The organism is Streptomyces sp. 150FB, assembly GCF_000818195.1.
GTDB lineage: Bacteria > Actinomycetota > Actinomycetes > Streptomycetales > Streptomycetaceae > Streptomyces.
This window is the reverse complement of record NZ_JTHL01000001.1, coordinates 8283414-8302589: the sequence shown is the minus strand read 5'-3', so window position 1 is coordinate 8302589 and position 19176 is coordinate 8283414. Positions and strand designations below refer to the sequence as shown.

Genomic DNA, 19176 nt, shown 5'->3' with positions numbered 1-19176 from the left:
GGCGGAAAAGCGAAACTGGCGCGGTACCTAGGTGTGTTGGTGGCTCGGTGCGTTGGTGGCTCGGTGCGTTGGTGGCTCGGTGCCTCAACAGCTCAACGGCGGGTCGGTGTCACCCCGTTGCACGGGCTCCCCTGCTCGGCGGGTACGGCGTCCTGGCTGTAGGCGCCGCATACGGCGACGGCCTTGGGTTCGTCCGCCAACTGCCGCACGATCACGAGCGTCTTGTTCTCGGGCGGTGTGTTGTCGATGCTCGGATAGTTGATGTAGCCGGTGGCGCCGTCGAACCTGATGCCGCTGCGGAGCAGCGCCAGCATCGTGCCCGCGTCGACGTCCCCGGTGTCGGCCGACCTCGCCTGGTCGGCGAGCATGGACAGCACGTGGAAGGCGTCGTAGGCGACGGCGGCGTGGCCGTCCTCCAGCCAGATGTCGGGCCGCGCCGAGGCGGCCGGATCGCGCCCCGGGTCGTTCAGACCGGCCACGAACTCGTTGTTCTCCTCGACGAATTCCTTGGTCTTCCTGCTGGCCCTGGGATCTGTGCTCGGCACCCGGTGCGCCGAGTAGTAGAGCCTCAGCCAGCTCTTCTTCGCGTACTGCCCGGTCAGCACCACATTGGTGAGTTCGTTGCCGCCGAGTACGGTCACACCGTCCTCGGCGCAGAGGGTGCTGTCGTTGAGCGAGTTGACGAACGCGGTGAAGTCGCGTGCCCGTGTCGTCCAGTACACGACGGACCGCGGGTCGAGCTGGAGTTCCCTGCACACCTCGTCCGCGAGACCGCGAGCGGTGGACACCTGTCCGGCGCCCGAAGCGCCGCTGGTCTGGGAGTAGTTGATCACCTGGAAGGGCAGGCCCAGGTCCTTGGCGTCCTGCTGGAACGCCTTCGAGAGGCCGTTGCTGTAGAGGTCCCCGTCGTTCTGCACGACGATGGCCCTGGCTGCTTTGGAGCACCGGTCGGCCGCTCCCTGGTCGGCGATGATCCTGGCGTCCCTGACGAACCTCGCCTCGATCCCGGCCTCGCGTACGTTGTCCGGGGTGGTCGGCCAGTAATTGCCACTGGCCTGCTGCATCTCGTTGGCCGTCGCGGTGGTGCCCACTATGGCGATGTTCGCCTTGTCGAGCGTCGCCAGCGCGGCCCTGGTGTCACGGGTGCTCTGGGCGAACCCCAGCACTCCGATGACCTTGTCCTTGTCCAGCTTGCTGCTGGGGCCCGCCTTGATCTCCGTGACGAGCCTCGCCGCCATCTTCTGAGCGTCCCTGAAGGCGGGGCCCGCTTCCCGGACGTCCACGCGCAGCACCACCCGCGCCGGGTCGGCGCCGGCGTCCCTGTTCAGGGTCTCCTGCCACATGGCGATGCCGCGCAGCTCGGGGATCACACCGTCGAACAGGGTGTCCCCGGGGGTGTCCGATTTGGTGGAACCGAAGTGCACGACGGTACGGACCGTGTGGCCGGCCGCCGCGAGCTGGTCCGCCTCGGCGTTCTGCTCGTCGATCCGCCGGCGCACGTCCTCGTACCACTTCTTCGGCAGCACCTCGGGCTGCGCCTCGGTGCCCGGATCTCTGGCGGCCCCTCCGGCGCAGCTCCGGGAGCCGCCGACGCCGGGCAGCCCGACGACACCGCCCGGCGCGAAGAGCACGGCGAGGACGGCGGCGACGGCGATGAACTCCGTGACGGCTTCGGTGCGCCAGCCGAGCCGGAAGCGTTTCGGGGTGACCGGGACGACATGCTGTCCGATCCGCTCGAACGGCTCGTCGGGAAGCGGTACGAACACCGGCGCCGCGATCCCGCCGCCGAGCGCTTCCGCCGCCTGCTGGAGCGTCCGTTCCTCCCGTAGCCCGAGGTAGGTCCGCAGGTCGGCGGAGACCTCGCCGGCGGCGATGACGAGCGGTCCGGGGCCACCCCCGGCGCCCTCGCGCAGCGACTGGAACACCCGCAGGAAGCGCTCCCCAGCCCGCGCGCCTGCCGTCCCGTGCGGCGGCAGCGCCACCAGCAGTACGGGGCGAGCCACCCGCCTGCGCCGCCGGGGCAGCACACCGCCCTGGCGCGGTGTCCGCAGGTCCTCCAGCAGCGCGCGCAGCAACAGCCGCTCCAGAACCTCCAGGGCTTCTTCGTGCTGGGGGTGGTCCTCGGGCAGCCGTAACCGTGTGAGCTGCTGGTTCGTCTCCTGCGCGAGCAACTCGAAGGCGTTGGCGTTGCCTCCGCTCGCGCTCAGCATCGCCCCGAGCCAGCCGTGCCGCTTGGAGGTGACCAGCCTGCGGCGCTTCCTGCGCGCCCAGTACCACCGGGGCAGATACCGGGTCAGTGGCAGCCAGAAGGTGTTCAGCGCCAGTCCCAGCGGGCCGCTCGCGGCGGGTGCCTCGTTCCCGCCGAGCCCCCACAGCAGGCCCAGCACCCCGCCGCGCTCACACCGGTGCCGGTAGGCGCGGTCACGCAGATCGACCTCCCGCACCACCTCCGAGTCCCTGGCGTGCTCCTCCACACACTCCACGACGGCCTTGATCAGTCCGAAGTCGGGGAACCGGTCGGGCAGGGAGCGGCCCGGACGGTCGTAGGCCAGTCCGTCACCGGCGGTCCTGCTCAACAGGACGCTGTCGGAGTCCGCTTCGAGCTTGACGTTGTGGACCAGCTTGCCGTTGTCGTCGAGCGCGCTCTGGAGCGCCGAGAGCACCCGGACGGTCCGGCCGGGACGGCCCCCGGTGTCCAGCACGATCACCGGCACCGCGCGCCCGAGCGCGTCCCTGCGGCTGGGTACCACCGTGTTGCGGTACACCCGGACGAAGTCGTCGGCGCCGGTGGCGTCGGGAAAGGTCCTGCGCCAGGCGATCGGATCGGGCGGCTCTGTCATCTGGTCCCCCAACGCATGGTCCCCCAACGCATGTGTGCGCCCCGCGGGTTGACAACTGTACGTGCGCGACACGTCACCGCGCAGGCCTTCTGCGGTTACGAGAACACAACCGCTCCGGGCCCAGGTCCTGTCCGGTGGACAGGGCCTGTCGGGGCCGCCGCCACCGGCCGTACCGCGACCGGCGCCGACACCGCCCGGGCGGTGTCGCGTGCGCCCGCGTCTTCCCCGGAAACGGCCGTACCAGGCAAGTCGGCCGAAACATGCTGATACTGGGTGAATGACCCGACACGGAGAGCTGGGCACGGCCCTGCACCGCTGGCGTGACCGGACCGCACCGGCCGAGGCCGGCTCGTCCGCCGACGACTCCCGCCGGACGGGAGGGCTGCGGCGCGAAGAGCTGGCGCTGCTGGCCGGCCTGTCCGTGGACTACATCGTGCGCCTGGAGGAGGGACGGGCGACGTCACCCTCCGTACAGGTCCTCATGGCGCTGGCGACGGCGCTGCGGCTGTCCGACGACGAGCGGGCGCATCTCTTCCTGCTCGCCGGGCAGTCGCCGCCGGCCATGGGGCAGGTCCCGGTCGAGATCCCCGCCAGTGTGCGACGGCTGCTCGACCAGCTCACCGGCTCCCCGCTCAGCGTCTACGACGCCTCGTGGAACCTGCTCACCTGGAATCCGCAGTGGGCCGCCCTCCTCGGGGACCCTTCGGGGTGGACGGGGCGCGAGCGCAATGTGGTGTGGCAGCACTTCGCGGGACGGCCCAGCCGGGTCACGCACACACCGGAGCAGGAGGCGCGGTTCGAGGCCGCCGTTGTCGCCGACCTCAGGATGGCCACGGCCCGCTACCCGACCGACGTACGGCTGCGGTTCCTGGTCGCCGGGCTGCGCCGGGCCAGCGTCAAGTTCGTGGGGCTGTGGAACTCCCGTATCGGCGGCTGCCACGACTGCGACAGGAAGACCGTGCACCACCCGGACGTGGGGCCGGTGACCGTGGACTGCGACACGCTCTCGCTGCCCGGCTGTGACCTCCGGGTCGCCGTCTACTCGGCGGCGCCGGGGTCGGTGGACGCCGACCGGCTGAGGCTCCTGGACGTCATCGGCGCGGACACCCCGCCGGCGCACGCGGAGGTCACCGCGGATTCCGGAGCCGACAGCACGTCGAGCCCGGTGGCGTCCGGGGACCGATGAGTTCCGCCGTCCCGATGTCCGTCCCCCTCGCCAGCGGAACCAGACGCACCAGCGGCCGATGACACAGCACGGCAGGAGCTTTCCATGACCAAGGTCTATTCCAACGCCAGCATGTCGCTCGACGGGTACATCTCCGGGCCCGAGGAGTCGGGATTCGACCGGCTCTTCACGTGGTACGGCAACGGCGACGTGATCGTGGAGACCACCCACGAGGACCTGACGTTCGCGCTCTCCCCCGTGAGCGCGACCGCGTGGCACGACCTCGTCGAGGAGACCGGGGCGCTGATCGTCGGCCGCAAGCTGTTCGACCTCACCTCGGGATGGGAAGGCAATCACCCGATTGGGTGCCCCGTGGTCGTGCTCACTCACCGTGAGCCCGAGGACTGGCCGCACAAGGAGGCCGCGGGCTCCCGCTTCACTTTCGTCACGGACGGCATCGTGAGCGCGGTCGAGCGGGCCAAGGCGATCGCCGGTGGCAAGGCGGTCGGCGTCAGCGCGGGCACGATCGCCCGGCAGTGCCTGGACGCGGGGCTGCTCGACGAGGTGCGGATCGATCTCGTGCCCGTACTGCTCGGCGGCGGCACGCCGTACTTCGAACAGATCGAGAACGCCCCGGTGGAGCTGGAGGGCCCGATCTCGACGGACCAGGGCCACGGCGTCACCCATCTGCGCTATCGCGTCCCGCCGCTCGGCCGGCCCGTGAGCGAGTGAGCGGACATACGTCCGGTCGGCTCTGGTGGCGATGCGGCGGACGCGGTCCGTTTTTAACGTGACTGAATGATCATCAGATCCGTGACGCGCTCCGCGTACTCCGGGACGGTGGCCCTCGCCGCCGGCCTGCTGGTCCTCCTCCCCGCAGCCACGGCGGCGGGCACGCCCCCCGATTACCCCGTGCCCCCCGCACCCGGCGCGCCTGCCTCCCTCGACGGCGCGGCCCTGTACGAATCCGGCACCCAGGTGCGCCCGGCGCCCGGCGCGCCCGAGCCACCGAGCGATATCTCGGCGCTGTCCTGGCTGGTCGCCGACGCCCGTACGGGTGAGGTGCTCGCCGCCCACAACGCGCACCGCCAACTACCTCCGGCGAGCACACTCAAGACGCTCTTCGCCGTCACGGCCCTGCCCCATCTGCCCGAACATGCCCAGCACCGGGTCACCGAGTCCGAACTCGCCGGGATCGGCGAGGGCAGCAGCCTGGTGGGGATCGTCCCCGGCCATACGTACGAAGTGGCCGACCTGTGGCGCGGTGTCTTCCTCAGCTCGGGCAGCGACGCGGTGCACGTCCTGGCCGAGATGAACGGCGGCTGGGATTCGACGATCACTCAGATGCAGGCGAAGGCCCGGAAGCTGGGCGCCCTCGACACCCATGTCGTGTCGCCCGACGGGTACGACACGCCCGGGCAGGTCTCCTCGGCGTACGACCTGGCGGTGTTCGGACGCGACGGTCTGGCCTCGCCCGAGTTCGTACGGTACAGCTCGACCCGTGACGCGCAGTTCCCCGGCAACGACGGCACCTTCGGCATCCAGAACACGAACCGGCTGCTCAGCGGCGCCAACGGGGTCGAGCGCTACCCCGGACTCGTCGGCATCAAGAACGGCTACACCACCCAGGCGGGCAACACACTGGTGGCCGCAGCCCGGCGCGGCGAGCGGACCGTACTGGTGACGGTGATGAACCCGCAGTCGGGCGAGTCGTACGGGGTGTACGAGGAGGCCCGCGCGTTGCTCGACTGGGGCTTCGAGGCCGGGGGGCGGGTCGCCCCCGTGGGCTCTCTCGCGCCTGCGGCCGCTTCGACACCCCGGGGCCCGGGCGGGTCGACGAGCGGCGGAGGGCCGGGGGCGCAGCCGGGGCCCGGCGCGGGCACGCGGGCCGTACGGGCGGCTTCCGCCTCGGACGCGTCCGGATCGGTCTGGTCGGGGTATCTCCTGCCGGTGGTCCTCACCGTCGCCGCGGGTCTCGGCGCCGGCGCGTTCGTCGTCGTACGCCGCAGATTCCGGACGCCGTAGGTCCGGGCGCCGTAGGTCCGGGCGCCGTAGATTCCGTGCTCCGTAGATTCCGTGCTCCGTAGATTCCGTGCTCCGTAGATTCCGTGCTCCGTAGGTCCGGGCGCGCCTGACGCGCGTCCGGACTACCAGTGCGCGGGGCGGGCCAGCGAGGGCGGCAGCTTGGTGGTGCTGTCGCCCTTCGCCGCGTTGACCTGGGTCTGGGTGAGGAAAATGCTCCCGGTCAGATCGGCGCCGCGCAGATCGGTGTCGCGGCAGTCGGCGCCGATGAGGTCGGCGAGCCGGAGGTCGGCGCCGCGCAGATCGGCCGCGATCAGGTACGCGCCGCGCAGATCGGCGCCACGCAGATCAGCGCCCCTGAGCTTCGCGCCGAAGAGGTCGGCGCCCCTCCGGTTCTTCTTCTTCCCGCCGCCGGTCCCGGCCCGGATCAGCTCGGAGGTGTGGAGCAGAAGGGGGTTGACGGTTGCCCGGTGCGCCGCGACGTCGAGGTCAAGCAGGGCGGCGGGACCGCCGAGGGTGAGCCGTTCCGTCTCCGCCAGGGAGGCCTTGATCTCCTCGTGGAGGGCGGGCTCCGGCGTTCGCTCCAGGGCCTCGTTCAGATACCAGAGCAGCTCCTGCAACTGGCGCATCACCGGAAGCACCGCGAACATCCGCTCCGCGCTGCGCGGCTCCTGCCGCCAGTCCTGTCCGGCGAAGGTGATCTGTGAGATCTTCTGCCCCGCGCCGAAGCAGTCGTAGACGGTGCAGCCCCGGAAGCCGCGCTGCCTCAGGTCGGTGTGGACGCCGCAGCGGAAGTCCTCCTGGAGGTGGGAGCACGGCTCCCCGGCGCCCTTGTCGACGGGGAAGTCCGCCGACACCGAGAAGGTCAGGGCGACACAGCACAGCCCGAAGCAGCTCCCGCAGTCGGCGCGCAGGTCGCTCCTGCCGGTGTCGGACGTGGGAGCTGCCGGTGCGGCGGACGTGGAGGGTACGGAGGTGGAGGGCTCGGGCAACGTTCTTGATCTCCTGTAGCGCGGCTCACGGGGGGACGGCCGCCGTCCGGTGGAGCGTACCTCCCGGCCCCCGGCGGCCCGGGCCCGGCTCAGCGTCGGAGGCTGTCCGACTCCAGCGCCTTGCGGGCGCGCGCCGCCACCCCGTCGGCGCCGCAGCGCAGGGCCAGCTCAAGACCGGACGCGACTTCCGCCGGGAACCTCGCCGCCACGCCGTACTCGACGCGCGCGTGCGCCAGTTCGTAGGCGCTGGGCGAGGCTTCGAGATGTGCGACGGCCTGGGCCAGCAACTCGACCGCCGCCGGGCCCTCCTGGAGTGAGGCGGCCGCGGTCAGCACCATGCCGATGCCGGTGTGCGTGCCCGAGCGTTCCGCCCGGTCGCGGGCGTACGACACCAGTTGGGCCGCGTGGCCGGGATCTTCGTCGGCGACCGCGCGTGCGAGGTCGAGCGCCCAGGGCGCCAGTACGACGTTGTGCCTGCCCCTGGTCGTCAACGCGCGTGCGGCGCCTTCCAGTTCGGCTGCTGCCTCCCGGGTCCGGCCGAGGGCGAGCAGCAGCCGTCCCCGCACGGAGGACGCGTTGGGAATGACCATCGCCGAGGTGTACGGAGTCGCGAAGGAATAGCGTTCGGCGATTTCCCACGCCTCGTCGGCGCGGCCACGGGCGAGCAGTGTGTCGACCAGCGCGCAGACCGCGGTCCGCTGCGTCGTACGGCGCTCCCCCGCCCGCTTCGCCAGGTGCAGGCTTTCGCGCAGATGGGCCTCGGCGGCCAGCAGCCGGCCGCGCCTGCGGTTCAGGTAGCCGACGAGCGCGTGGGCGAAGGCCAGGTGGTCTCCGCTCCGGCCGGAGATCTCGAAGGCGCGCAGGCACTCGGTGAACAGGCTCTCCGCCCGGTCGACGCGGTCGGCGCAGACGTACGAGAGTCCGAGCAGGGTCGGGGGTTCGAAGCCCCACGCGGTGTCGGTCCATCCCGCTCCAGGCGCGAACCTGCCGTCCACCAGGGCGCGTTCGGCGATCTGGACGATTTCCTCCGCGTTCTCGCCGCGTGTTGTCGCGTCCCAGGCGCGCAGCATCAGCAGGACACGTTCGGTGTTGTCCCGGCCGGTGAGTCCGTCCGCCGCGGCGGCGAGCCGCCGGGAGCGTCCAGGGCCGTCGCACTCGACGGTCCGCAGCCCCTCCCACAGGAAGTGCGCGGCGCGCAGCCGTGTCCTGGCGGGGCCGGGCGCGCTGTCCTCGGCCGCGGCGCCGGCGAGCCGGGCGGCCTCCTCGGTCCGGTCGTCGTGCGCCAGGGCCTGGGCGAGGTGGAAAAGGGCGTCGACCCGCAGTGCCTCGTCGAGCAGGTCCGTGTCGAGTGCGGCGCGCAGGTGGCCGACCGTGGCGGCCGGTGAGATCTGCAGGGTGGCGCAGCCCAGCTCGTACAGCACACGGGCGCGGGTGAGGGGCAACGGCGGCTCCCGCAGGGCGCGTTCGAGGCAGCGCCTGGCCGCGTCGGGTGCACCCACCGCCAGATGTTCGGCGGCGGCCTCACGTAACTGCCCCACCAGGTTCTGGTCGTTGTCCGGGTGTACTTCGAGGAGGTGTCTCGCCGCTGCCGCCGCTCCGCGTCCGCTCTTCGTGACGGCCCAGGCGGCGATGCCGTGCATCGCGGTCCTTATGGCCGGGGTGATCGCCCGGTAGACGGACTGGGCGGTCTCCGGGTCGGTGAACTCCATCGGGTCCGTGCCGGCCAGGATCCCGGCGTCCCTGAGCTGTTCCGCGCACCGGGCGCCCTCCGCACGGCTCATCCGTGTCACCTGGACGGCCAGGTCCAGCGAGATCTCCGTACCGAGAACGGCCGCCGCCCAGGCGAAGCCGGCGGTGGTCGGGCCCAGTTCGCCGAGCCGGGCCACCAGTCCTGTGCTGTGTGCCGCCTCCGCCAGCCCGCGCAGTGCGTGCGCCGCGCCTTCGACGGGGTCGAGTTCGCTGTCCCTGACCCTGCCGAGCAGCTCGACGGTGTCGCGCGTGTTTCCGCCGGTGACGGCCCAGACCTCGCGGCAGAACGGATCGTCGGAGTGCTCGCCGAGTGTGGCCCGTACCAGGTCCGCCGTGGCGTCGGGGGTGAGCGGCCGGAGGGTGAGCAGCAGTGTCGATGCCTCACCGAGTGAGCGGAGGAACCGGCCGCTCCCGCCGGCGGTTTCCTCCTCGCGGTGGGCGACGACGACCAGGACGGGGAGTGTGCCCCGCCGCCGTGCGAAGGAGGCGAGCCAGGCGAGGGATTCCAGGTCGGCCCAGTGTGCGTCGTCCACCACCAGGGCGAACGGCCCCTGCGCCTCGGCGATCCGCTCGACCAGGGCGTCGAGACCGTCCCTGACGGCCCCCGGGTCGGGGTGTTGTTCACCCGGTGGTGTGACACCGAGGGCGGGTCCCGCGATTCCGTACCACTCGCCGAGCAGCTCCTCGGCGTCGGTGGGTTCGCAGGCGGCCAGCGCGGGGCACAGCAGTTGCCGTACGACGTGGAAGGGGACGGAGGCGAGTGTCTCGCCGCCGCGTGCGGACCACACCGGGCACCGGCCGGCCGCGAACCGGCCGACGCGGTCCAGCAGCGCCGTCTTTCCCAGGCCCCGCGCGCCCCGGTAGACGAGCAGTCCGCCTGGTGGCGGTCCGGTGGCGGGTCCCGGAGCCGGTCCGGGCGAAGGTCCGGCGGGCGGGTGCGCGCACAGGGCTTCGACGGCGGCCGCGGCAGCGGCGAGTTCGGTGTCACGCTCCAGCAGGGGGAGGTCGTCCGAGGGCTCCGGCCCGGGCACCATCCGGCCTCCCCATTTCGTCCAGTGCGCTGGTCAGGTGTCGAGGGTAGCGGTGGAGCGTCCCGTGCGACATGAATCCGCCCGAATTCGGCCGATCGGCTGCGGAACGGCGCGCTTCGGCGTATAGGCGTGCTCTCGGGGCCCGCGGGCGGCGGCCCACGCAGGCTCACACAGTCCGACACAGGCGACTGCGAGGTATCGGAGGTAAATCGGGTATTGCTTATCGCGTCCGGCGGGGCCCCGTTATGCGGGTATGTTCCATTCTCCGCTCCCCCGGTGCGTATCTGCCGTAACAGCACCTCACTGCCGGACCTGAATCACCGTGAATCACGCACCGCGTATATACGTACGCGGTCCGCCGTGATGTGACGCGCATAGATACCCTGCGGCGAATCTGCACACCGAATGCGCAGGCAACACATCCTCTCCCGGAGGATGTCGCACCCCGGCCATCCCCACCGCTCCCAGGTGCGGGTATGTCGCGTTCATGGTCATCACGTCATGGTTGACGGAAATTCAATCTGCTGATTGTGTGAAGGAGCTGCCACCACTTCATGGACACGTGTGCACGACCCGCTATTCGGGAGCCGGAATGTCTCACGTCCGGCGACGTTTCGATTGGCCGCCCCCAGCGCCTTCGTGCTTTGATCCATCGCACCGCAGAAGATCGCGGTGATTCCGGAATACCCACTCGAAGGGCACTCACATCATGAACTCCACCCCCCAGGTTGCGACCCAGGAAATCTCCGACGCCGACCTGGACAACGTGTCCGGCGGTCTCCTCGGCGGCCTGGTCGGCGGCGCTGTCGGCACGGTCGACAACATCGTCCCGCTCGCCGGCACCGTGGGCACCGTCACGGGCACCGTCGACTCGATCACCGGCGCCAACACGTCCGGCGTCCTGGGTGTTGTCGGCGGTCTCTGAGCCTGCTCTCCAAGACAGATTGCGTCATGCGCCGCGTGTCCCGGGCCTTTACAGGTTCCGGGGCACGCGGCCGTTGAGCGTCGAGGGATACGTGTCGTGCAGTTCCGCCAACAGGCCCTTTCCAAGCTGCAATCACCCGAGGAGATCGACCTGCCGGTGCGCTACGCCCGGCCTCGGGGCGGGCTGGTGCTGGCCGTCACGGTGTTGGCCATGCTCGTGGGTGCCGGCTGGGCGGTCACCGGCACCGTGTCGTCGACGGTCGCGGCGCCCGGCATCCTCACCCACGCACAGGGGAGTTACGTCCTCCAGAGCCCCGTCGCCGGCCAGGTGACCGACGTGCTCGCCGAGGAGGGCCAGCGGGTCGCGGCCGACGCGCCGCTGCTGAAGGTCCGTACGGCACAAGGAAGTGTCGTCGTGCGCACCATCGCGGCAGGCCGGGTGACCACGCTGGTCGCCGCCATCGGGTCCGTGGTCACCACCGGGGCCGACGTCGCGGCCGTCGAGCGGTTCGACAGCGCCGACGACCCCCTGACGGCGGTGCTGTACGTGCCGGCCGACAGCGGTTCCGGCGTACCCGTCGGCGCTTCCGTCGACCTCACCGTCCAGTCGGTGCCCACGCAGCAGTACGGAGTGCTGCGCGGACGCGTCGAGTCGGTGGGCCGTACCGCCCAGACGCGCCAGCGGATCAGCGGCTTCCTGGGCAGCAGCCAGCTCGGCGAACAGTTCTCCAAGGCGGGCCAGCCCGTCGCTGTCGTGGTGCGGCTCGAACGTTCCTCGCACACCAAGTCCGGTTATCTCTGGTCGTCGTCGGACGGCCCGCCCTTCGCCGTCGGCTCCATGACCCTGGCCACCGGCTCCATCCACCTGGCCGAGCAGCATCCGATCGATTGGCTGCTTCCTTGAGCACCCAGCAGAGACTTCCCCCTGCCGAACGCGGCAGGCACCGCCCCGAGAACGCCCCGGCCGCCCGGCGCGGCGGGCGGCGCGCGCCGTCGTCGTCCAGGGCCGAGAAGCCCAAGGTCAAGAAGCGCAAGGGGGTCCGCTCCCCGACCGTCCTCCAGATGGAGGCCCTGGAGTGTGGCGCCGCCTCGCTCGCGATGGTGCTCGCCCACCACGGCCGGCATGTCCCGCTGGAGGAGCTGCGGATCGCGTGCGGCGTCTCGCGCGACGGCTCGCGCGCCAGCAATCTCCTGAAGGCCGCCCGTAGTTACGGGCTCCAGGCCAAGGGCATGCAGATGGAACCCGGAGCCCTCGCCGAAGTCCAGGCTCCCGCGATCCTGTTCTGGGAGTTCAACCACTACGTCGTCTACGACGGTACGGGCCGCCGCCTGGGCCGCCGGGGCGTGCACATCAACGACCCCGACAAGGGGCGCAGGTTCGTCGCCTCCGAGGACTTCGACACCAGTTTCACCGGGGTCGCGCTGGTCTTCGAGCCCACGGCCGACTTCCGCCGCGGCGGCCGCAAGCCGGGCATCATGAGCGCCATTCCCGCGCGGATGCGCGGCACGACGGGCACCCTGCTGGCGGCTCTCCTCGCCAGCCTGCTGCTGGTCGCGGTCGGCGCGGTGCTGCCAGCGCTGAGCCGTACGTACATCGACATGTTCCTGATAGGCCGTCAGACGTCCCTGCTCGGGCCGCTGTTCGCGGCCATGGCGGCGATGGTGGCGCTGACCGCCGTACTGACCGGGCTGCAACAGGCGAATCTGCTGCGCGGGCGGATCATCTCCTCGACGCTGAGCAGCGCGCGGTTCCTGCGGCACCTGCTGCGGCTGCCCGTCACCTTCTTCTCCCAGCGCAGCCCGGCCGATCTCGTCCAGCGCCTCCAGTCCAACGACGCCGTGGCGGAGACCCTGGCCCGGGACCTCGCCGCCGCCGGTGTCGACGGCATCGTGGTGATCCTCTACGCCTTCCTGCTGTGGACGTACGATCCCCAACTCACCGTCATCGGCGTGCTGATCGCGCTGCTCAACGTGGTCGCGATGCGGATCGTGATCCGGCTGCGCGCCACGCACACGCAGAAGCTGCGCGCGGACAGCGCCCGGCTCACCAACACCTCGTACACCGGGCTCCAGCTCATCGAGACCATGAAGGCCACCGGCGGCGAGAACGGTTACTTCCGCCGCTGGGCGGGACAGCACGCCACCACACTGGAGGAGCAGCAGCGCCTCGGTGTGCCGAGCGCGGTCCTGGCCGTGGTGGCACCCACCCTCGCGACGCTCAACAGCGCGCTGATCCTGTGGATCGGGGGGATGAGGGCGGTGGAGGGGCACATCTCGATCGGTCTGCTCGTCGCGTTCCAGGCGCTGGTGACCCGCTTCACCGCGCCCATCACCCGGCTGAACGGGGTCGCCGGGCGGGTCCAGGACTTCGCCGCCGATGTGGCGCGGCTGAAGGACGTCGAGAACTTCCCCGTCGACACGCTGTACTCGCGGGAGCAGCCGGACGCGAGCACCCGCAGGCTGACCGGCCATGTGACGCTGGAGAACATCACGTTCGGCTACAGCCCGCTGGACAAGCCGCTGCTCAGCGGCTTCTCGCTGACGGTGGGCCCGGGTCAGCAGGTGGCACTCGTCGGCGGGTCGGGCAGCGGCAAGTCCACGGTCTCCCGGCTGATTTCGGGGCTCTACAGCCCCTGGGAGGGCACGATCCGTATCGACGGGCAGCGTCTGGAGGACATCTCCCGCAGTGCGCTGGCCGCTTCGGTCTCCTTCGTCGACCAGGACGTCTTCCTCTTCGAGGGGACGGTCAGGGACAACGTGGCGCTGTGGGACCCGTCGATACCGGACGACGCGGTGATCGCTGCGCTGCGGGACGCCGCGCTGTACGACGATGTCATCGCGCGCCGTCCCGACGCCATCCACAGCCGGGTCGAGCAGGACGGCCGTAACTTCTCCGGCGGGCAGCGGCAGCGTCTGGAGATCGCGCGGGCGCTGGTCAGGCGGCCGAGCATCCTGGTGCTCGACGAGGTGACGAGCGCGCTGGACGCGGAGACCGAGCGGATCATCATCGACAATCTGCGGCGGCGCGGGTGTGCGTGTGTGGTGATCGCGCACCGGCTGAGCACGGTGCGCGACAGTGACGAGATCGTGGTCCTCGACCACGGCGCCGTGGTCGAACGCGGCCGGCACGAAGAGCTGGTCGCCGCCGGGGGCCCGTACGCCGAGCTGGTCAAGGAGCACTGACGTGGCATCCGTTCACCCGGCCGACCTGCCCGAACCGGCAGCAGGGCCTGACCCTTCCGTGGGCCCGGATCCGTCCGTCGGCGCCGCCCGGTCCGCCGAGTCCGGCGGCGGCGACGCCGTGATCCACGCGCTCGGCGGTCTCGGGGCGCCCGTCGACTGCGCGGGGATCAGCAGTGTGCCGTTGGAAGGGCCCCAGGTGTTGTGGCTCGTGGTGGGCGGCGTACTCGATCTGTTCGCCGTCGACGCCGCCCGGGACGGGCACTGGCACTTCCTCGGCCGCCTCGAATCGGGAACGCTGCTGCTGGGACCGGTCGAGGGCCCCGCACACACCCTGCTCGGCAGGCCCTCGGGCGACTGCGCGCTGCGCAGGATCCCACTGCGCGAGCTGAACCAGCCCGAGTACGGCGGGTACGACGCGTACGGGGGCTACGACGCGTACGGCGCGGAGGCTGACGCGTACGGTTCCCCTGCGCCCCTTGAGCACGCGTTCGCGCTCGGCATCGGCCGGGGTCTCGGTGTGCTCTTCGAGGCCCCGCTCGACGACCGCCCCGGCATCGAGGACGCCGTGGCCGACGACGACATCCTGTGGATGCCGGTCCCGCCGGGCAGTGTGCGCTACGGCGCCTCCTTCAGCGCGGAGGCGGCGGGTGACCTGCTGGTCGACGGCGCGATGTGGCAGGGGATGGTCAACCAGCAGTACCGGCTGATGTCGGCGGTGGACCGCTGGATCGAACGCCTGGAGCGCGCCCACGAGGACCGCACGGCGGCCGGTATCAGGGCGGGCGAGGCCGTCAGCGCCCGCGCCGACCAGGCGCTGCTGGCCTCCATCGGCAGGCCGGAGCGCGGGCGCGCGACGGCGGCCAGGGACAGTTCCAACGACGACACGACCTACGCGGTCTGCCGGCGGGTCGCCGAGGCCACGGGCATCACGCTCGCCGGGCCCACGGCGGGCGGTCCGGTGGGCGGCGCCGGTGACCCCGCCGCCGAGGACCGGGTCAGTCCCGTCGAGCGCATCGCGATCGGCTCCCGTGTCCGGACCCGCGCCGTCCGGCTCGACGGGCGCTGGTGGCGTACCAACACCGGTCCGATGGTGGGGCATTGGGCCAAGTCGGGCGCGCCGGTCGCACTGCTGTGGCGGCGCGGGAGGTACGAGGCGGTGAACCCGGCCTCGGGGCTCCGGATGCGGATCGGATCCGACAACGCCGGTGAACTGGAGGCGCGCGGCGTGATGTTCTACCGACCGCTGCCCGAACGGCCCATGAACCTGCCCCGGTTGCTGCGCTTCAGCCTGCGCGGCACCCGCATGGACGTACGCAATCTGCTCATGGCCGGGCTGGTCACGGTCGGTCTCGGCGCCCTGGTGCCGATCGCGACCGGCCGGGTGCTGGGGGTCTACGTACCGAACGCCGAGACCAGCCTGGTCGTCCAGGTCTCGCTGGCTGTCATGATCACCGGAATCGTCTCGGCCGCCTTCATGCTGCTCCAGAACCTCACCATCCTGCGGATGGAGGGCCGTATCGAGAGCACCCTGCAACCGGCCGTCTGGGACAGGCTGTTGCGGCTTCCGACGAAGTTCTTCACCGAACGCTCCACCGGGGAGCTGGCCAGCGCGGCGATGGGCATCAGCACCATCCGCCGGGTGCTGTCCGGCATCGGCCCGGTGGCCGTGCAGGCGAGCACGGTCGGTGCGATGAACGTCGTACTGCTGTTCTTCTACAGTGTGCCGCTGGCGCTCGCGGCGGTGGCGATGCTGATCGTCATCGGAGCGGTGTTCCTCGCGATGGGCCTGTGGCAGCTCCGCTGGCAGCGGCGCCTGGTCGAGCTGGGCAACAAGCTCAACAACCAGGCCTTCCAGACCCTGCGCGGTCTGCCGAAGCTGCGCGTGGCGGCGGCGGAGAGCTTCGCGTACGCGGCCTGGGCCCGCGAGTTCGCCCGCTCACGCGAGCTCCAGCAGCGGACCGGCCGGATCAAGAACCTGACGACCGTCCTGGACGCGGTCTATCTGCCGCTGTGCTCGCTCATCATGTTCGTCCTGCTGGCTGGACCCGCGCGCGACAGCATGTCGGCCGGCGCCTTCCTGACCTTCAACACCTCGGTGACCATGGTGCTGACCTCGGTCACCCAGCTCACCGGGGCGCTCGTGGGAGGTGCGGCGGCGCTGCCCATGTTCGAACAGATCAAGCCGGTCCTGGACGAGGCACCGGAGGTACGGGGCTCCAGCGCGCAGCCCGGTGTGCTGTCCGGCGGCATCGAGGCGCGGAAGCTCTCCTTCCGCTACACCGACGACGGCCCGCTGGTCCTCGACGACGTCTCGCTCCAGATCCGCCCCGGCGAGTTCGTGGCTGTCGTGGGCCCCAGCGGCTGCGGCAAGTCGACGCTGCTGCGGCTGCTCATCGGCTTCGACAAGCCGGTCTCCGGCAGTGTGCTGTACGACGGCCAGGACCTGTCAGCCCTCGACCAGGCCGCCGTACGGCGCCAGTGCGGGGTGGTCCTCCAGAACGCGCAGCCGCTCACCGGATCGATCCTCGACTGCATCTGCGGCGCCGAGGCCTTCTCCCAGGAGGAGGCGTGGGAGGCGGCGGAGATGGCGGGCCTGGCGGAGGACATCAAGCTGATGCCGATGGGGCTGCACACCATGATCGCGGGCAGCGGCGCGATCTCGGGCGGTCAGCGGCAGCGTCTGATGATCGCCCAGGCGCTCGTCCGGCGTCCGCGCATCCTCTTCTTCGACGAGGCCACCAGCGCCCTGGACAACGAGACCCAGCGCATCGTCATCGAGAGCACCCGGAAGCTGAGCGCCAGCCGGCTGGTCATCGCCCACCGGCTGACGACGGTGATGGACGCCGACCGGGTGATCGTGATGGCGGACGGACGCGTCGTGGAACAGGGCGCGCCCGCCGACCTGCTGGCCGACCCGGCCGGCCGGCTCCACGAGTTGGTACGCCGCCAGATGGCCTGAAGCCTCCGGCCGGGGCCGCACGCGGTTCCCCCGCACGGGCAGCGTGCCCCACCGCGTACGAGGGGAGCGCACGAGGAGCGCGGAAAGCGCACCGGAAGCGTACGGGAGGAGCACTCACACGTATCGCTGCGCACCCGCCCGGCGAGGCCATACCCTGGACGCTTCCAGGACAGGCTGAGGGAGTACGGGTGAGCGACCGCAGCACCGAGGGCACCGGGGCGACACACAACACCGTGTCCGGCAACGCGGTGATCGCCGGACCGCTGGTGCAGGCCGAACGCATCGGATCGATCAGCTTCGGGCCGCCGGGACCGACCGCCCCACCGCATCAGGTGCCGCCGCCGAGCCGGGTCTTCGTCAACCGCACGGAGGAGCTGACAGCGCTGCGCGCCGGGGCCACCGCCCGCGGGGCCGAACGGATGCCCGGCGTCATCCTCGTCACCGGTCTCGGCGGGGTCGGCAAGACACAGCTCGTCTCGCAGTGGGTGCACAGCGACCTCGAACAGCTCTACCCGGCCGGGCAGTTGTACGTGGATCTGGACGACGTCCGGCTGGACGGCGCGGTCGACACCGGGGCCGTGCTGGCGGGTTTCCTGCGCGCCCTCGGTGTGCACAAGGACTACATCCCCGAGGACCCGGCGCAACGCGCGGCCCTCTTCCGCAGTGTCGCGGCGGACCGCCCCCTGCTGGTCGTGGTCGACAACGCCCACCAGGCACCGGAGGTACGGCCGCTGCTGCCGCCCGCCGGGCTGCTGGTCGTCACCAGCCACCGGCATCTGCCCTCGCTCACGATGGACGGCGCGCTCCATGTCGTGGTGGACCCGCTCGACCGGTCCGCCGGTATCGAGCTGGTACGGCACTGGCAGGTCACGGCGGCCGAGGGCACGGCCGCCGAGTTGGTCAGGCTGTGCGGCGGGCTGCCGCTCGCGCTGCGCGCGGCGGGCGAATGGCTGGCGGGGCGGCCGCACTTGGGGCTGGACGCCGTCGTACGCAGGCTGGCCGCCGGGCAGCACCGCTCCCCTACGGAAGAGACGGACCACGTGGACACGGTTCTCGACACGGTCATCGCCGAACTGCCCGACCACAGCCGGCGGCTCTACCTGCTGCTGGGCTGCCTGCCCGGCAACGGCGTCACCGCGGCCGTCGCCGGCGCCGCCGGTGTCACCCGCGTCGACGACGCGCTGGGCGATCTGGTCACGGCGCACCTGCTGGTCGCCGCCGAATCCGCCGACCGGCCCCAGCGGTTCCGGCCGCACGACGTGGTGCGGGCGCACGCGAGGACGCTCGCGAGCGGCATGCCCGAGCAGGACCGCCTCGCCGCGCTCCGGGGTGTGGCGGACTTCTACCTCGCCGCCGCGGCGCACGCCGACGCCGCCGTCCTCGGCCGGCGGTTCCGTATCCAGGAGCCGCCCTCCCGCACGGTGGACGAACTGTCCCCCGGGGAACCGCTGTTCACCACCTCCGCCGAGGCACTCGAATGGCTGGACGCCGAGCGCTCCGCCCTGCTTGAGCTGCTGCGCCTCGCCTCGAAGGAGGGCTGGTACGACGCCGTCTGGCGGCTCTGCGAGTCACTGTGGGCCCTCTATCACAGCCGTAAACACCATGCCGACTCCATCGAGGCACACCGGTTGGGGATCGAGGCGGCCCAGTGGGAGGGCCGTCAGGACGCCGAGGTCCGGATGCGTAACCAACTCGCCCGCGCACACTACGAGCTGCGCCAGTACGGCCCGGCGCAGGCGCAGTTGACCGTGGCGAGCGAGCTGCTCGGGCTGGTCTCCGCCCACCAGCTCAGCGGGGTCGTCCGGGAGACACAGGGGCTGATCGCGCTGGATCTCGGGCGTCCCGACGACGCCGAGGCGCTGTTCCGCCAGGCCAGATCGGCCAACGCCGAGGCGAAGGACGAGCACGGTGTGATCGTGCAGGGGTACAACATCGGCCAGGCCCTGGTGGCCGGCGGCAGATGGCAGGAGGCGCTGGAGGCCCTGGACGAGGCGATGGCGGGGGCGCTGGCCGCGGACGACGGGGCGATGCTTCCCCGTATCGGCATCGTCAGGGCTCGCGCGCTGCGCGGGCTCGGCTCGCTGGCCGAAGCGGTCGACAGCGCCGTGTCGGCCGCCGAGGTGGCGGCGGAGCGGAGACAGTACGCCAAGCTCGACCAGGCTCTCGCGGTTCTGGAGGAGCTGGCGGCGCTGACCATGGACGTGAAACTGCGGGAGGTCTGCGACCTGCGGCTGCGCGAGCTGCGGGGGATCAGCGGCGTCGCGCCGCGTACCGAGTCCGGCTGAGCCCAGGCGGAACAGTACGATCGTCG

At 71.3% G+C, this 19176-nt stretch carries 11 protein-coding genes; 8 read left to right on the top strand and 3 right to left on the bottom strand.

Annotated features, from left to right (window positions below; all coding sequences use genetic code 11):
* Window positions 1-92: 92 nt before the first annotated feature.
* Window positions 93-2840: a hypothetical protein gene (locus QR77_RS35575; RefSeq protein ID WP_040026124.1), complete on the bottom strand. Its 2748-nt coding sequence runs from the start codon at window positions 2838-2840 to the stop codon at window positions 93-95.
* Between the two features lie 277 nt (window positions 2841-3117).
* On the opposite strand from QR77_RS35575, the gene QR77_RS35570 reads away from it, so the two are divergent.
* The 3 genes from QR77_RS35570 to QR77_RS35560 all read left to right on the top strand — a co-directional run bounded on the left by QR77_RS35570 (window position 3118) and on the right by QR77_RS35560 (window position 6030).
* A complete protein-coding gene (locus QR77_RS35570) occupies window positions 3118-4026 on the top strand; it encodes a helix-turn-helix transcriptional regulator (RefSeq protein ID WP_063798118.1) in 909 nt (302 codons plus the stop codon).
* Window positions 4027-4110: 84 nt separating this feature from the next.
* A complete protein-coding gene (locus tag QR77_RS35565) occupies window positions 4111-4737 on the top strand; it encodes a dihydrofolate reductase family protein (protein ID WP_040026123.1) in 627 nt (208 codons plus the stop codon).
* A gap of 66 nt (window positions 4738-4803) precedes the next feature.
* On the top strand, window positions 4804-6030 hold the full coding sequence (locus tag QR77_RS35560; RefSeq protein ID WP_040026122.1) for a D-alanyl-D-alanine carboxypeptidase: 1227 nt from the start codon (window positions 4804-4806) through the stop codon (window positions 6028-6030).
* A 122-nt stretch (window positions 6031-6152) separates the two neighbouring features.
* Here QR77_RS35560 and QR77_RS35555 read toward each other — a convergent pair whose 3' ends face one another.
* Together QR77_RS35555 and QR77_RS35550 are read right to left on the bottom strand one after the other, a co-directional pair.
* Complete coding sequence (locus QR77_RS35555) at window positions 6153-6941, bottom strand: pentapeptide repeat-containing protein (RefSeq protein ID WP_052489798.1); 789 nt, start codon at window positions 6939-6941, stop codon at window positions 6153-6155.
* Window positions 6942-7108: 167 nt separating this feature from the next.
* Window positions 7109-9802, bottom strand: a complete 2694-nt coding sequence (locus QR77_RS35550) for an AAA family ATPase (protein WP_040026120.1) — start codon at window positions 9800-9802, stop codon at window positions 7109-7111.
* Window positions 9803-10508: 706 nt separating this feature from the next.
* Here QR77_RS35550 and QR77_RS35545 point away from each other — a divergent pair.
* The 5 genes from QR77_RS35545 (at window position 10509) to QR77_RS35525 (ending at window position 19150) form a co-directional block, all read left to right on the top strand.
* Window positions 10509-10724: a hypothetical protein gene (locus QR77_RS35545; protein ID WP_040026119.1), complete on the top strand. Its 216-nt coding sequence runs from the start codon at window positions 10509-10511 to the stop codon at window positions 10722-10724.
* A 96-nt stretch (window positions 10725-10820) separates the two neighbouring features.
* Window positions 10821-11627, top strand: coding sequence for an HlyD family efflux transporter periplasmic adaptor subunit (locus QR77_RS35540; RefSeq protein ID WP_040026118.1), 807 nt, complete (start codon window positions 10821-10823; stop codon window positions 11625-11627).
* Window positions 11624-13906, top strand: a complete 2283-nt coding sequence (locus QR77_RS35535; RefSeq protein WP_078877554.1) for an NHLP family bacteriocin export ABC transporter peptidase/permease/ATPase subunit — start codon at window positions 11624-11626, stop codon at window positions 13904-13906. Before QR77_RS35540 ends, QR77_RS35535 begins: the two co-directional genes overlap by 4 nt.
* Before the next feature lie 58 nt (window positions 13907-13964).
* A complete protein-coding gene (locus QR77_RS35530) occupies window positions 13965-16865 on the top strand; it encodes an NHLP bacteriocin export ABC transporter permease/ATPase subunit (protein WP_052489797.1) in 2901 nt (966 codons plus the stop codon).
* A gap of 188 nt (window positions 16866-17053) precedes the next feature.
* Window positions 17054-19150: a tetratricopeptide repeat protein gene (locus QR77_RS35525; protein WP_040026115.1), complete on the top strand. Its 2097-nt coding sequence runs from the start codon at window positions 17054-17056 to the stop codon at window positions 19148-19150.
* Window positions 19151-19176: the final 26 nt, after the last annotated feature.

Bases quoted from the DNA above. Each gene is read 5' to 3' on its own strand.
- QR77_RS35550 (WP_040026120.1), bottom strand. From the start codon at position 9,802: ATGGTGCCCGGGCCGGAGCCCTCGGACGACCTCCCCCTGCTGGAGCGT.
- QR77_RS35575 (WP_040026124.1), bottom strand. From the start codon at position 2,840: ATGACAGAGCCGCCCGATCCGATCGCCTGGCGCAGGACCTTTCCCGAC.
- QR77_RS35560 (WP_040026122.1), top strand. From the start codon at position 4,804: ATGATCATCAGATCCGTGACGCGCTCCGCGTACTCCGGGACGGTGGCC.
- QR77_RS35545 (WP_040026119.1), top strand. From the start codon at position 10,509: ATGAACTCCACCCCCCAGGTTGCGACCCAGGAAATCTCCGACGCCGAC.
- QR77_RS35565 (WP_040026123.1), top strand. From the start codon at position 4,111: ATGACCAAGGTCTATTCCAACGCCAGCATGTCGCTCGACGGGTACATC.
- QR77_RS35570 (WP_063798118.1), top strand. From the start codon at position 3,118: ATGACCCGACACGGAGAGCTGGGCACGGCCCTGCACCGCTGGCGTGAC.